13 protein-coding genes and 1 riboswitch are annotated in these 14,740 nt (G+C 44.0%); of the genes, 9 read left to right on the forward strand and 4 right to left on the reverse strand.

All coding sequences use genetic code 11. The features are described from left to right. Positions 1-28: 28 nt before the first annotated feature. Together ACN6NF_RS04460 and ACN6NF_RS04465 are read left to right on the forward strand one after the other, a co-directional pair. Positions 29-736: a hypothetical protein gene (locus tag ACN6NF_RS04460; protein WP_474315527.1), complete on the forward strand. Its 708-nt coding sequence runs from the start codon at positions 29-31 to the stop codon at positions 734-736. A gap of 407 nt (positions 737-1,143) precedes the next feature. Beyond that, positions 1,144-4,038: an S-layer homology domain-containing protein gene (locus ACN6NF_RS04465; RefSeq protein ID WP_474315528.1), complete on the forward strand. Its 2,895-nt coding sequence runs from the start codon at positions 1,144-1,146 to the stop codon at positions 4,036-4,038. A gap of 102 nt (positions 4,039-4,140) precedes the next feature. Here ACN6NF_RS04465 and ACN6NF_RS04470 read toward each other — a convergent pair whose 3' ends face one another. Continuing rightward, positions 4,141-4,815, reverse strand: coding sequence for an NAD(P)H-dependent oxidoreductase (locus ACN6NF_RS04470; protein ID WP_474315530.1), 675 nt, complete (start codon positions 4,813-4,815; stop codon positions 4,141-4,143). Between the two features lie 142 nt (positions 4,816-4,957). On the opposite strand from ACN6NF_RS04470, the gene ACN6NF_RS04475 reads away from it, so the two are divergent. After that, complete coding sequence (locus ACN6NF_RS04475) at positions 4,958-5,338, forward strand: winged helix-turn-helix transcriptional regulator (RefSeq protein WP_017426240.1); 381 nt, start codon at positions 4,958-4,960, stop codon at positions 5,336-5,338. Between the two features lie 204 nt (positions 5,339-5,542). After that, positions 5,543-6,535: an ABC transporter substrate-binding protein gene (locus ACN6NF_RS04480; RefSeq protein WP_474315532.1), complete on the forward strand. Its 993-nt coding sequence runs from the start codon at positions 5,543-5,545 to the stop codon at positions 6,533-6,535. 117 nt (positions 6,536-6,652) lie between these two features. On the opposite strand, the gene ACN6NF_RS04485 is transcribed toward ACN6NF_RS04480, so the two are convergent. The 3 genes from ACN6NF_RS04485 to ACN6NF_RS04495 all read right to left on the reverse strand — a co-directional run bounded on the left by ACN6NF_RS04485 (position 6,653) and on the right by ACN6NF_RS04495 (position 9,879). Beyond that, positions 6,653-8,155, reverse strand: a complete 1,503-nt coding sequence (locus ACN6NF_RS04485; protein ID WP_474315534.1) for a stalk domain-containing protein — start codon at positions 8,153-8,155, stop codon at positions 6,653-6,655. Between the two features lie 225 nt (positions 8,156-8,380). After that, positions 8,381-9,016 (reverse strand): cyclodeaminase/cyclohydrolase family protein, encoded by a 636-nt coding sequence (locus ACN6NF_RS04490; RefSeq protein WP_474315536.1) that lies wholly within the window; start codon positions 9,014-9,016, stop codon positions 8,381-8,383. Next, positions 9,013-9,879 (reverse strand): bifunctional 5,10-methylenetetrahydrofolate dehydrogenase/5,10-methenyltetrahydrofolate cyclohydrolase, encoded by an 867-nt coding sequence (locus tag ACN6NF_RS04495; protein WP_413985619.1) that lies wholly within the window; start codon positions 9,877-9,879, stop codon positions 9,013-9,015. The genes ACN6NF_RS04490 and ACN6NF_RS04495 overlap by 4 nt, the downstream gene beginning before the upstream one ends. A 113-nt stretch (positions 9,880-9,992) precedes the next feature. Beyond that, a riboswitch (ZMP/ZTP riboswitch) is annotated at positions 9,993-10,077 on the reverse strand. A 212-nt stretch (positions 10,078-10,289) separates the two neighbouring features. On the opposite strand from ACN6NF_RS04495, the gene desA reads away from it, so the two are divergent. From desA to ACN6NF_RS04520, 5 genes are all read left to right on the forward strand, one after another. After that, positions 10,290-11,351 (forward strand): Delta(5) desaturase DesA, encoded by a 1,062-nt coding sequence (desA, locus tag ACN6NF_RS04500; protein ID WP_474315538.1) that lies wholly within the window; start codon positions 10,290-10,292, stop codon positions 11,349-11,351. Positions 11,352-11,411: 60 nt separating this feature from the next. Further along, entirely contained in the window at positions 11,412-12,545 is a 1,134-nt protein-coding gene (locus ACN6NF_RS04505; RefSeq protein WP_474315539.1) for a sensor histidine kinase, read from the forward strand. Then, positions 12,542-13,141 (forward strand): response regulator transcription factor, encoded by a 600-nt coding sequence (locus ACN6NF_RS04510; RefSeq protein ID WP_017426246.1) that lies wholly within the window; start codon positions 12,542-12,544, stop codon positions 13,139-13,141. The genes ACN6NF_RS04505 and ACN6NF_RS04510 overlap by 4 nt, the downstream gene beginning before the upstream one ends. A 168-nt stretch (positions 13,142-13,309) precedes the next feature. Continuing rightward, entirely contained in the window at positions 13,310-13,930 is a 621-nt protein-coding gene (locus ACN6NF_RS04515; RefSeq protein WP_014599501.1) for a deoxynucleoside kinase, read from the forward strand. Next, the gene (locus ACN6NF_RS04520; RefSeq protein ID WP_017426248.1) at positions 13,930-14,571 is read left to right on the forward strand and encodes a deoxynucleoside kinase; all 642 of its coding nucleotides are present in this window, start codon (positions 13,930-13,932) and stop codon (positions 14,569-14,571) included. The genes ACN6NF_RS04515 and ACN6NF_RS04520 overlap by 1 nt, the downstream gene beginning before the upstream one ends. Positions 14,572-14,740: the final 169 nt, after the last annotated feature.

The following is a 14,740-nucleotide window of genomic DNA, read 5'->3' on the forward strand; positions in this document are numbered from 1 at the left end:
GTGTATATGAAGAAAAGAGGTTGTGGGTATGAAGTTGAAAAAATGGCCAGTAGTATTCATGCTAGGTATTATCATGCTGGTATCTGTAGGCTGGAACAGTGGAATATCTTATGCAAAATATTATTACGAATACACTTGGGATCAGTACAAGGGGACTGAAATCAAGACCTACAGGCTGACACCAGTAGCTGGTAGAGCCGGATCTATGGATCAGGAAAAGGCCCTTGCTGCTATTGGAAAAACTCCAAATGTGTATGGAAAGTTCAGTGGCTATCGAACAGATAAAACAACTGAATTTGCAACCAAAAGTGTAACGGATGAGGTTTATAAATATTCGGTTGTTGATTTTAATACCGACAAGGAGCCAGCAATTGTAGAATACGTGAATCCAAAAGGCGGAATTCCTCATACATGGAACGGAACCGATGAGATTCGAATTTTTATGAGAGGATCTGAGGCTGCTTCTTTGGCTGAGCTGTTTTATGAGGGAACTCCAAGTGAAGGACGCTATCAATTTAATGCTAACGATGTCTACTTAGTTACATTCTGGTCCAGCACAGTTAAACCAATTACTGGAATGTCCGCTGAAGCACTAGTTGAGGAAGGACCCACTACGCTAATAAATCGAGAGTGGGTAAGTCAAATAAAAGACAAAGATCCTGCTGCTTATCCACAAAACGGAACTCTAAAGGGCTACTTTTATATTTATAAGGGCTCTGAGTTGAAAAAGGATTAACGAGCAGCCAGATGATGTACACGAGAACGAGATAACATTTTGTATTCTCCAAGCGAATGTGGATACAAGATGTTATCTCTTCTTTTTTTTGAACATGATTAAAATTATAAGTCCAAAAGGTGATAAGTATTTAATTGCCAATGAAAACCATTGTTTAGTGATAGGGAATTACGGCTTAAAAAAACATGGTGAATGAGCAGAACAGCAGATTGCTCAAACCACTTTTTTTGCTGGCTTTATTCAATCCTAGGGAGATTATTCCGATAATTCAAGTATATACAGTTTGGTGTTAACAGTAATGAAAAACCGTTTGAAAACAAAAGAGATTAATTTTCAAAGTTGATATGAAGGTACAGGTGAAAGTGGCCCAGTGCTATCTCGTAAAGGAGGTGTAATGATCTCAAATAATGAATTATGAAAAAAAGTTAAAACAAATTAGGCATTACATGGCTGGTTTACTGGCTGTCTGGTTGTTCTGTATACATAGTGCGCCTGTTTTTGCGGACAGAGCCTTTAACGATATCGAACATTCCTATGCAGCTGATGCGATTGAGGCCATGGCTGCTCAAGGTTATGTTACGGGTTATCAGGATGGGAGCTTTCGACCTTTACAATTTATCTCGCGTCAGGAATGGGCAAGCATTTTCGCTAAAACTTTAAAGCGAACATCGAATAACAGAGGCGTAACTTCTTTTCGGGATGTGTCACCATGGGCTTTACCTTATGTACAGGCCTTGCATGAAGAAAGCATTACGAAAGGGATTAGTGATCAATTATTCGGTGCCAAGCACAATATGACTCGTCAGGATATGGCCGTTTGGTATGCCCGGTATTTTGGTGTTACTGATGATACCCGATCTGCTGGTATATCCAGTTTTGTGGACCAACCTAATATATCAGATTATGCACAAACGAGCGTATGGCTGATGGAACGGTTGGAACTGATTGAGGGGGATACAAATCATTATTTCCACCCTAAAGAGTCTGTGAGTCGGCAGGACGCCACGCTGGTTGCTTATCGGATATGGTTAGGCGGTGACGTTCTGAAAGAACGTGCCAAGCGCTTGTTGGAGTCATCAGGAACTGGAGCTGCAACGATGCCTCAGACGACCAGCCAACAAGAATCGAAGAAGACGGCGGTCGATTTGACACCGGAAATTAGGCAACAACCTGTGAATTCGGAAATTGAGGAGCCTAAAAGGCATCGCCCAAGGCCTGATTCACCAGTATCTCCGGTGACACCACCAGAACCGAAGCCAGAACCGCCGGTGACACCACCGGAGCCGAAGCCAGAACCGCCAGTTACACCACCGGGACCTAACCCCAAACCACCAGTAATTCCGGTTGACCCACCGGTGATTCCACCGGATCACTTTTCGGATTTTTTGGTCGATGAAGTCGTAATCAAGGCGCAGGAGCTAGTAAATCAGCCGGAAACGTACCCTTCGTATCAGCTATCCTTTCAGCTATACAATGAAGGACGACCAGTAAGCATTCCTGCTGCCAGCGTCACAAATGTTACGTACACATTTAGTGATGGGTTAGGTGTGTTTGATGTACAAGGGAAAATCGCACATCCCGAAAATATACCGGCTGCGGACAGCTTCATTCCGGTAGAAATGAAGGTCACCATAGCCAAACCTTACCGGGTTCTTACAGCTCAGGCCAAGCTGATCGTGAAAGGGAAGACTCCGCCGGCAGAACCACCGAACGTAATCAGGTCCGTATACTTGGCCACGTATACTATTTCAGAGGCGGCTACTTTAGATCCTGCTGCTTGGAAAATGTCCTACGTATTTCATAATGCTAAAGGAGAGGTTATAGCTCCTGAAATGCTGCCGTCCGACTTGAAACTTCGGATAGAGGATTCCAGAGGAATATTTGACGAGGATGGAAAGATTGCCAACCTGCATTTGATTCCAGCAGTGAACTCGGTCATTCCGATAAAAATTGTGGTTGAGTCACCATCCCAGGGGATTCACTTCACATCCGATGCGGAATTAACGGTAGAACCCGGGGAACGCAAAAAGCAATACTTTGCTGTCTCCATCATGCTGCAGGGAAGCGTAACTACTGTTGAGCAAATCAAGCAATCTCGTCAATTGCTGATGGATCGCTTTGGTCCCAACATCAAAGTGACATGGGCTATGAATAACGGATTTGTTTTTGTAGAAGCGAATCGGCCGCAGCTTAAACAGGTTCTGGATTACGTCGATCAGTATGGAGATGAAGTCGGGATATTGGTCGGGTATCCGAACCAGGAGAAGTTTCCTGTTTGGGAAGTAAAGATGGATGAGTGGCTGTATATGTACCGTTACAATGCATTCAATGAGCTACACCAATCTGGTTCGATGGGATCACCATCCGTATTTGAAAGCATGGATACAGACCAATATCGGAAGTACCTCCCGAAATCATTGACCAGCTTTACGGTGAATCCTGAACAGACTCAATGGCTTAAAGATCACTATCGAATTACATCCGCGATGGGATGGTCGGCTACACAATATAATGTTAACGGCATGTATGGTGAGGGCTCACCTTTGATGCCTTACTGGTCTAATAAAGACAATCCGATTGTTCCCGCACAAGGAATTGCTGATAATAGCGGTACCGTATTCATGAACTCGGTTACGATTGATCCGATTGGATCACGCTATACGAAAGATTCCTCCCGCTGGACTCTTCATCCGGGTGACCCCTATGTGACGGAGACGGATGCGGCACCACAACTGTATATAGTACAGCAATATTTGGATAACCCTTATCAACGTATAAATACGGTAAACTACTTGTCCATTATTTTGGACATCAACGCACTTGCCAACACCCATAATATGGGTCCAATATGGGAGAACTTTGTGAATCATTTCCCGCTTGATCGCAAGGTCGAGATTGTGGGTGTGGATGGGCTGAAACAGGTTTATGAATCGGTAGCAGGGTCCAATAATGGTCATACGGAGTTTACGCTCATGTTTAGAGGCTCAGGGATTAAGACGGCTATGGATTCCAATAATTCACCAGCGAACCTGCGCTATTTGTGGACCGAAAATGCCTCACAACGGATTATTTTATCCAAAGAGGACGGAGATGCGGCATGGTCCATTATTGACTTTACCGATTATACCCGAATACCGGTTCAAAGGCTGGCCTACAACTTGGATGGTCATACGGATGTAAGTTATGTTACCGGAAGGAACTTCAAGCTATGTCCAACAGCTCCTTTAACAGCAGATGAAATTGAACGCGTGAAAGCTCGTTTGAAGGATATCTATTTCGTGGAAAAAGTGAACTATCAGTAGGCGTTATGAAGTGACCACACTTTTAGGAACTATAGTTTTATGTAAAGAGGGCGCCTCTAGCCATGGAAATGGCTTGGGACGCCCTTTGCTTTATTCCGCGTTTTACACCCACTCCACAATCTGATCTACAGGTCGCCGAGTTTTGTCGCGCGGCTCGTTCAGGCGGTATCCAAAAGCCACCATACAAGAAATACCGAAATGCTCGGCATCCATAATGCCTTCTTCGGAGAGGATGCGTTCAATTTCTTGTTTATTAAAACCTTCGATCGGGCAGGAATCAATGCCAATTTGAGCTGCGGCAGTCATCATATTGCCCAGTGCGATATAGGTTTGTCGGCATGCCCACTCGAACATAGCTCTTTCATTTTCCTCAAGTGCAAAATCTGATTTTAGGAAGGCGTCATATACCTTCTCTTTGCCTTGCATCACTTCAGCAGGTAATTGTTGCACGTTTTCCATCATATTCTTGATATAATCGGATGAAGCTACCATATCTTTAGGCAATCTGGAGAGAATAAGTACGAAATGGCTTGCTGTTGGGAGCTGTTTTGTGGCCCCCCAAGAATAGGGCAGCAGCTTCTCACGCATATCTTTACTTTGGACGACAACAAATTTCCAGGGTTCAAAGCCAAACGAGCTTGGGGATAAACGACCGGTTTCAAGAATAAACTCAAAATCGGAATCGCTAATTTTCTTATGGCTATCAAATTCCTTTGTAGCATGTCTGAACTTGTATGCAGCTAAAATTTGATCTTTAGTGGTTGTTAAGGTTTCCATCGTGATTCCACTCCTTATGGATGTGATTGAAATTGACGCTTACTAAGTGCATGACTAATATTAGAATATATATGATCGTTTTTGAAGTACGCACATTAATGTGCTGTAGTATATAAAATGATACCAAGGAGGAGAAGGGCCAATGCGCAATCGGAAAGGCGGTTTTGGTGAATGTACCGCTGGGAATGATCAGGCGTGTCCTGTTGAGTACACGTTGGATGTGATTGGGGGCAAGTGGAAAGGGATTATTTTATACCATCTCATGTATGGGACTAAGCGATTTAGTGATTTTCGGCGGATCTGCCCGGGAATTACCCAGCGTATGCTGACACTCCAATTGCGCGAGCTGGAAGAGGACGGTGTCGTTCATCGTGAAGTCTACCAGCAGGTTCCGCCTAAGGTTGAATACTCTCTCACCGAGTTTGGAGAAACACTCATCCCGATTATTAATCTGATGAAGGATTGGGGAGAAGAATATAAAACAAAACAGCGATCACCGGAAAGCAGCCCTTCAGCAACCTAGCCCCGATTTGTAGGTTTAAGAAGCAGCTGCATCCAAAAGACCTGGCCAATATTTTGGCAGGTCTTTTTATTTTAAAAGCGAAATAACGCAAAGTTCGCTTTGCAGTTGACAGAAAGGATGACACTTGATATATTTCTTACGATATTGATAATCATTATCATAATGGTATAAGGCTATTTCCATATTACATAGGGGGCTAATAGGTTGAGGGAAAAATCGATTTTTATGCTGGCTACTTTGATGCTTGTATTGGCTGTATTTATCAGCGCATGCGGCGGAAATAACACTGGAAGTAATCCCGTTTCATCTTCTGGAGATAAGCAAGAATCGGCTTCCACTGGAGAGACAAGGAGCTTTAAAACGGTTAAAGGGGATATTCAGATTCCCGCTAAGCCGCAGCGTATTGTAACGGATTTTTACGGCGGAGAGCTGCTGTCCGTGGGTGCTAACGTGGTGGGGGTGGAGCCGACTGCGTTTCAAAATCCTTTTCTGACCGATTTGCTAAAGGAAAAAGGAACCAAAGAGGTGGGTGATCCGACTAATTTGGAAAAGACGCTGGAACTCAAACCCGATCTGATCATAGTTATGAAGGATACGAACTATGAGGCTTTGTCTAAAATCGCACCTACCCTGTACATTCCGTACGGTACGACGACTAATATCTATGATACAGTCAAGCTGTTCGGCGATATCACTGGGGAAAAGGAGAAGGCTGAGCAATTTATTGCTGCATTTGATAAAAAGGCTGCTGAAGGCCGCGCTCGGCTGAAAGGTGTTATTGACGAAAAGGCAACCTTCGGTTTGTATGAGCTGACGGACAAGAACGCACTTTGGATTTTTGGCGACAATGCGGGGCGAGGCGGACAAGCCGTATACAATGCGCTCAAACTGAACATGCCGAAGAAGACAGCTAATTCCAAGGAACAGACCGTACAGCTTTCAATGGAGGTACTGCCGCAGTATGACGCAGATTACATGTTCCTGACAACCTATGATCCAGACAAAAAGGGAACCGCACTTAAGCAACTGAAATCGTCTGCTGTGTGGGGCAATCTGCCTGCGGTGAAGAATAATAGAGTATTCTTTAATGATTTTGATACGTACTATCGCTATGATCCGATCGCTATTACCGGACAGATTGATATGATTGTGGATATGCTGGTTGAAAGAGAGAAAGAAAATAAAGCTAAAAAATAGGTGGATTTTGTGTTGTAACGAAATGTCGAAGGCAGATAGGAAGTTGCATACTACTCGCAGTATATAGCAATAAAAGACCAGTCCAACATAAATCATGTTTGGACTGGTTTTTATTTACTACTTCGTCGTAATTACAATAGTATCTTCTTTTTGTATCCAATCTACCTTGGCTCCCAGTGTCTCGCTGATTAACCTCAGTGGAAGATAACCAATACCGTTCACCATGAAGGGCGGATTGGTGAGTTTTACAGATTTACCGTTCACTTTTGTTTGGCTGGTTTTGAAATTTAGTTCTAGAGATACGGGATGATCTCCTGCTTTGGACTGATTCATTTTCGCTATTTTGCTGTTGTAATCATATATGACCTCGGCTCCTAGTTTGTCAAATACTGAGCGGAGGGGAATAAATGCCTGCCCGTTGCGAGTAATCACACCATTACTTAGAGGGACAGGCGTACTGTTGAGACGGACGAGAATCGGCTTTTGTACAGGAACTGGTGTACTATAAAGAAATTCATAATCGCCTATACCGAGTTGCGCGTGTTTGTTAACCCCCCAACCCCACAGTGCGCCGTTTGCCTTTTGCATGATGACGTGCCGTGGGCCTGCTTTGATGCTTTGAATATTTTGAGCAAGTAATGTAAAAGGGGCATTGGGAAGTAACTTTTCACCATCTAGAGATGCAACATATACATTACTAGCAGTGGTTAGTGCAAGGATAGAGCGTTCAACGAAAAAGGCGTCTTTAATGTCCTTTACTCCTGTTAGCAGTACAGGGGTATTCGTGTTGTGATAGGTTGTATTGTCTAAGGCACCTGTAACTGTGGCACCCCAGAACCATAGCCGACCTTGCTGATCAATGGCGAGATTGGAATACCTGTTGGCCTTGATGGTCTTGATGCCCGATAAGGCATGAACTTGCGATACGGATAGCATTTCGGACGGAGCTACAATTTTATCAAATTCTTTGGGCCACGTCCACACGGTACCATCCTTTTTTAAAGCTATATTTTTAGCAATTGCCGTAATATCCTTTAATGATGAAATAGGTTCGAAGCTCTGCAATGCTTTTGTGTTTTTCCATACACTGCCGTCTTTTCTTAGGAATATCCAGCGCTCCTCATTATCCGGTCTTTCCTCATAGTAACTATCTATATGGGCAACCTCGCCGATGCCAGACAGGGGTTGAAAACGACTAAAGGTACTTCTATCTCCGAGTTGATCAGCTAAAAATACATTCCCTTCGTTGCTAAGAGCGAGCATATGATCACCCAAACTACTTACAGCTGCGAGGTTCTGTAGTCCTTCCAGAGGAACAAATTTCACGGATTCAGAAATATTGTTTCTAGGCACATACCAAGCAGAGTGGTCTTGCAAGGTAAATACTAGATCGCCTTCGTTGATAATATTAGAGAATGTTTTTACAACGTTCGGCTTGCCCTCTATACGAGTCGGTACGGAATGATTATAGCCCCACAGCCACAAGCTTCCATCGGATTGAATCAGACTTCCGGAATCATAGGAGCGAATATGGGATGTGAAATCATCTCCGGCCGCCCACACACTGGGACTGAGCAGCAATAACGTGATTATACTGAGTAATAGAGCACGTCTTTTCATACGATTTTCCTCATTTCTTGATCAATGTGTATAAGAGAAAAAATGTTCTTAAAGAATATCCCTTATCCATAGACGAAGAAAGTATAGAAAAGTTTTCCATAAGTAATAAATTGCAATAAAATAACCTCCAAACCCAACGATTAAAGATGGGTTTGGGGGTTATTTGTAATCACCAAATAGGCAGAATATTTTGGTTATTACAACTTGTGCACAGTTATGAGCTGATTAATTAGCAATTCGACTGCGCACAGTCAATAAGGTTTGCTCTTTAATTTGTCCGATTTCACGGAGGAGTACGACTGTTTTGGCTTCGTAGGATTGTTTGACATCCAAGTCCTTTAGCGAGGCAAGGTTAATATCAATGGTAAGCAGGGCCGATTGAGCGGCTGCTTCAAACAAAATCGCGCCGATGCCCAGATCAGAGATCACATTTTTATTGGATATTTCAACAATGTTGTAAGCTTGTGATAGTCCGTCCCGGCATACTTCGAGCAGGCGCATAGGGACCTCAATGGCAGCAATCACCGCTGTTTGTAAGGAATGGGTACGATAGCGCTTTTCTTCGTCTGTTTCTTTGGGCAAACGCAACGCGGTCATGTACTGTTCAAAGGATTGGATGTCTGCGGCCATCAGTTCCTCACAATGTGTAGACAATCTCTCCATGCTGCTAATGACTTGCGCGAATTGTTCACGGAAGTGCGCGTATTTTTCTCCTTGTGAAAGGTTGGCGGTCATGGAGGTCATAGCTGCGCCTAGTGCCGCAGCCAGCGCGGATACACTTCCTCCGCCGGGGGTAGGCGCTGCACTTGCAGCTTCTTTCAGAAAATGTGCGATGGACTGATTCCACGACAGTTCACTCATGAATAAACCACCTCTCTGGAGTAATGTTGCAGACGTATCGCTTTGAGCAGATTTTTGTACAAAATGGCAGTCGTTAAGGTACCCACACCGCCGGGAACGGGAGAAATGGCATGTACCTTTTCTACCACATCCGGAGCAGCGTCACCCACGATTTTTCCCTCCAGCGTCTCATTAATCCCTGCATCCACGAGAATTAGACCTGGATGCACCATATCCTGCGTAATCACATCAGGGCATCCAACTGCGACGAAGGCAATATCTGCATGGTTCAGATGCTCTGCAATATCACGTGTACCTGCATGACAGGCGGTGACGGTGGCATTTTCTCTTTGCAGCATGTGGAAAAGGGGAAGTCCCACCGTCTGCCCAATGCCCACGAGCGTGACATTTTTGCCTGCCAAGGAGTGCCCGTAATGCTTCAACAGTTCAATACAGGCTTGAGGTGTAGCGGGGTATAGTCCTGCGTCACCCGTAACGGTAGCCAGTTTGTTATCAGGTGTAATTCCATCAATATCCTTGTAGGGGGCGATGGACTGTTTAATAACGGAGGCAGAAAGATGTTGAGGAAGCGGGAGTTCCAGCATAATGCCATGTACATGGGATGCATCATTTAGGGTACCGATCACGTGCAGAAGTTCTGCTTCGCTTACATGACGATTAAAAGTATGGAGATGAAATGAGATGCCCAGCTTCTCTGCTATTTTTTGCTTGGTCCGTGCATAGTATGCAGATGCCGGATCACCTTCTACCAACAGGGTTGCCAGATGGGGACGGTGTCCTTGCTGTTTCATTTGCTCTACTTGGGAACGGATCGTTGCATACACTTGCTCAGCTGCTTCTTTGGATTTCATGATAATAGCCATAGTCCGAGCCTCCTCTGAATTTATCGCATAATAGAATCAACAGGGTGTCATGGTCTTAAAAAACGAAAAAAAGTATTTGCACAAGGTCGTCAAGACAGACGAATCCTCTGCAAATACTTCTCCCAGGCGAACGGTACGCTTTGTTTGTATGCTCCCTCGTGGTTGATTCCACTGACTTCGCCAGTCACATACAGCGTTATATATCTTACATTTTAACAAAAAAACAGCAGAAAGGAAACCCGCGAACATTTGGCAAACAGGTTTGGTTAGTTGTCTATATGACAAATGTCATATGCCCGAACTGACGTTTATGACTACAGCAGATCCAGCGGTCTCCTTATACTGAGCTTAGATCAACATGTACGCCTGACAGGATCAAGGTATGGGCTGCATTTTAAAGGAGGATCATAATGGGTATGACACAGCTCCCGTTAGCTCAATTGAAAAAAAATATGGCTCCCTACGAGAAAATAAACACGAAATCCAGCGTTCTGCAACTTATCAATACCTTGGGACCGCTGATCCTATTGTGGTATGCCGCTTATCTTAGCCTAGCGGTTTCTTACTGGCTGACGCTTCCCATTACCATTATTGCGGCAGGGTTTGTGGTACGGACATTTATTATTTTTCATGATTGTGGTCATCAATCTTTTTTCAAAAGTCGCAAGCTGAACGATATGGTGGGAACGATTACAGGGATTATTACGCTCTGCCCTTACCATCAATGGAAAAATAGTCACGCGATCCACCATGCAACCAGCAGTAATTTGGATAAAAGAGGCACGGGTGATATGTGGGTGCTCACGGTAGAAGAGTACACAGCGGCCTCCACATGGACACGGCTGGCGTATCGTATATATCGAAATCCTTGGGTTATGTTCGGTTTAGGTCCGATCTATACTTTTTTGATTTCCTATCGGTTTAATGTCAAGACAGCCAAACGTAAGGAAAAAATAAACACCTATGTGACGAATATATCCATTGTTGCATTGTATGCACTGTTGTGCTGGGCTATTGGATGGCAGGCATTCCTTCTGGTACAGACGCCTATCTTTTTTGTGTCTGGTATGTTGGGAATTTGGCTATTCTATGTTCAACACCAGTTTGAGGATTCGTATTTTGAGCATGATGAAGAGTGGAGTTATATTAACGCGGCCGTCGAAGGCAGTTCTTACTACAAGCTCCCTAAAGTTTTGCAATGGATTACAGGCAATATTGGTTTTCATCACGTTCACCACTTGAGCCCTAAAGTACCAAATTACAATTTGGAGAAAGCGCATGAAGCGACACCGTTGCTGCAAAAGGCGACCACGATTACGGTGAGTAGCAGTCTGCAATCTTTGAAGTTCCGACTATGGGATGAAAATACAAAAACCTTTCTGACCTTTAAACAAGTGAAGCCACGGCTTAGCAAACATGTTGGCGCTTCACCTCCCATTCCTACACCTGCTGTAGGCACGGAAAGAAAATAACGTTGTAGGGAAATTGGTATGATAAGATAAAGGATATCTAAAGTAGAAAAGGGTGGCAGGATGCAAAAGTGGTATCAGATTTTCCAAAGAAATACGGGACTTAGCCCTTATGTGTGGGTCGTCTTTTATATCCTGCCCTTTTACTATTTTAGCTCTTCATCTACCAGTCATATTATTCTGGGTACGGCTATTATATTGGTGTTTTTTGCTTGTTATGTACTGGCTTTTGTCTCTCAAGGCTGGCTCATATACTTTTGGACCAGTGTGCAGATCGCCATATCGATTACGATGACGCTGCTATTTAGCTATATGTATTTTTCTATATTTATCGCGTATCTGATCGGTAATATTAAAAGTAAGGCCGCATTTACGACGCTGTATATTATTTTAATGGTGATTACGATTGGATTAATCAATTATGGGTTTGTTTCTCAGAATCCTGTTTTCATTAAGCAGATTCCTTTTATCCTGCTGAATCTAATCGGTGTGATCCTCCTGCCGATTACGAATTTTAATCGCAACAAAAGTGATCGGCTTCAAGTCCAATTAGAGGATGCCAATAAGAAAATATCGGAATTGATCAAGCTGGAGGAACGGCAAAGAATCGCGCGTGACCTGCACGATACCTTGGGGCAGAAGCTGTCACTTATTGGGCTGAAGAGCGATTTGGCGGGCAAGCTGCTGGATCAGCACCCAGAACGGGCTCATGTCGAAATTAACGATGTTCGTCTTACGGCAAGAAGTGCGCTAAAAGAAGTACGAGAAATGGTTACTCAAATGCGCGGCATGAGACTAGAGGATGAGTTGCTACGGATTCGGCAAATTTTAAAGGCAGCTCACATTGAACTGACCTTGGAGGGCGACCCCAAGCTGGAGCATACGTCATTAATGAATGAAAACGTGCTGAGTATGTGTATGAAGGAAGCTGTAACCAATGTAGTGAAACACAGTGGAGCTACCGCTTGTTCCATCACCATTGAGCCGTCTCGTAAGGAATTGACCCTGCGAATTCAGGATAATGGAGTCGGCATTACTGGAGAATATGGGGCTCTTCGGGGAAATGGTCTGCAAGGCATGAAGGAAAGGCTTGAATTCGTGAACGGATGTATGGAACTGCGTTCAGATCAGGGAACGACCCTGGTCATTAAGGTGCCTAACATCACTGAAAAGCCGAATGAGGAGGTGGGGCCATGATTCGAATCGTCATCGCAGAAGACCAGCGTATGCTGCTGGGTGCTCTAGCTTCCCTGTTGGACTTGGAAGAAGACATGAAAGTAGTCGGAAAAGCAAGCAACGGGGAAGAAGCTATAGAACTGGTGAAGCTGCATCAGCCAGATATATGCATTATGGACATCGAGATGCCAATAAAGAGCGGATTGGATGCGGCAGAGGAACTCAAAGGCTTGAATTGCAAGGTGCTTATTTTAACAACTTTTGCTCGCCCAGGATATTTTGAACGGGCAATCAAGGCGGGTACACACGGTTATTTACTCAAGGACAGTCCCAGTGAAGAACTGGCTTCCTCCATTCGCAGTATTATGGCAGGTCGGCGTATTTACGCTCCAGAACTGGTTGATGATGCTTATGCCGAGGTCAACCCGCTGACGGAGCGTGAAAAGACCGTTTTGGCGCTTATTGCTGACGGAAAGAACACCAAAGAGATTGCTGGTGAACTGTATTTAACAACAGGGACGGTGCGGAATTATATTTCAGTCATTCTCGATAAGCTGGGTGTCAGCAACCGGATTGAGGCCATTACCCGTTTTAATGAAAAAGGTTGGTTTAAATGAGAGACAGACAAAATATTAAGCAGGACAGGGACGCTATGAAGCCAAACATAGCTGCTCTGTTTTTTTGTTTTATCCATAGATTTGCTATGCCTCTAGCGTACTTCCTTGTGATACAATAGGATAGTTGTCCACAGGATGGACCCGGAGTACAAGGAGGAGCAGAACCGCATGAAACAAGCCCCGTTTATAGCTGTTGAAGGGCCAATTGGAGCAGGTAAGACGACGTTGGCTTCGATGCTTTCAACTGAGCTACATTTGCCAATGATCAAAGAGATTGTCGAGGAAAATCCGTTTCTCGATAAATTCTATCAAAATATAGATGAGTGGAGCTTTCAGCTGGAAATGTTCTTTCTCTGCAATCGGTATAAGCAGCTAGAGGATACTGGCCTGCAATATATCGAGAAAGCTCAGCCTGTGATTTCAGATTACCATATCTATAAAAATCTGATTTTTGCTGAACGTACACTTAAAGGTGTAAAGCTCGAAAAATATCGCCAAATCTATCATTTGCTCACCGATGATATGCCCAAGCCTGACATTATCGTTTATATTAGAGCAGATCTGGATACGTTGCTAGGTAGAATTCGTAAGCGCGGACGCTCCTTTGAACAGGAGATGGACCCTGCCTATCTGGAGCAATTGATTACGGATTATGATAAAGGCATTCAATTTCTCGCCGAACAGTCACCTGCCCCTCGTATATTGACTGTGAACGGGAATGAAATTGATTTTGTAGAAAACCAGGCACAATTTGAACAAATTGTTTCCGATGTAAAGGAGCTTATATAGTGAATAATTACAACATTCCTGCAAATGCCCTGATTACGGTAGCGGGTACGGTGGGTGTAGGTAAATCCACGTTAACAGGTGCTTTGGCCAGTCGTCTTGGTTTTAAAACCTCGTTAGAGCAAGTCGATCATAATCCGTATCTGGAAAAGTTTTATCACGATTTCGAACGATGGAGCTTTCATCTGCAAATATATTTTCTCGCGGAACGCTTCAAGGAGCAAAAGAACATTTTCTTGTCTGGTGGAGGTTTTGTGCAGGATCGTTCCATTTATGAGGACACAGGCATTTTTGCGAAAATGCATGCCGATCAGGGAACAATGAACCCTACCGATTACGAAACATATACTAGCCTGTTTGAGGCGATGGTCATGACACCGTTCTTTCCGCACCCTGATGTGCTGATCTATCTGGAAGGCAGCTTGCCCTCCATACTGAGTCGGATCGAAGAACGCGGCCGCGAAATGGAGATTCAGACCGAGCGATCCTATTGGGAGCAAATGCATCGCAGATATTCCAATTGGATCAATGAATTTGATGCCTGTCCTGTACTGCGTCTCAACATTGATGAGTACGATGTACACGATCCTGCTTCCATGGACGCCATTTTGACAGAAGTGGGCAAAGTGATCTCCACAAAGTAGTAATATAACCCCAAAAAGCATATAAGGACTGTGGTACAATCAGTATAAATTAAGCTGGTAGACCACGGTCTTTTTTAATATGTGGAAGCATGGGGGATGACAAGCGGTATAGTGGACAAGTCTTGGCTGGAATGCGAGAATAGGAACATATATTAATTGTAATGACTCA

It is taken from the genome of Paenibacillus sp. TSM33 (genome assembly GCF_056099025.1).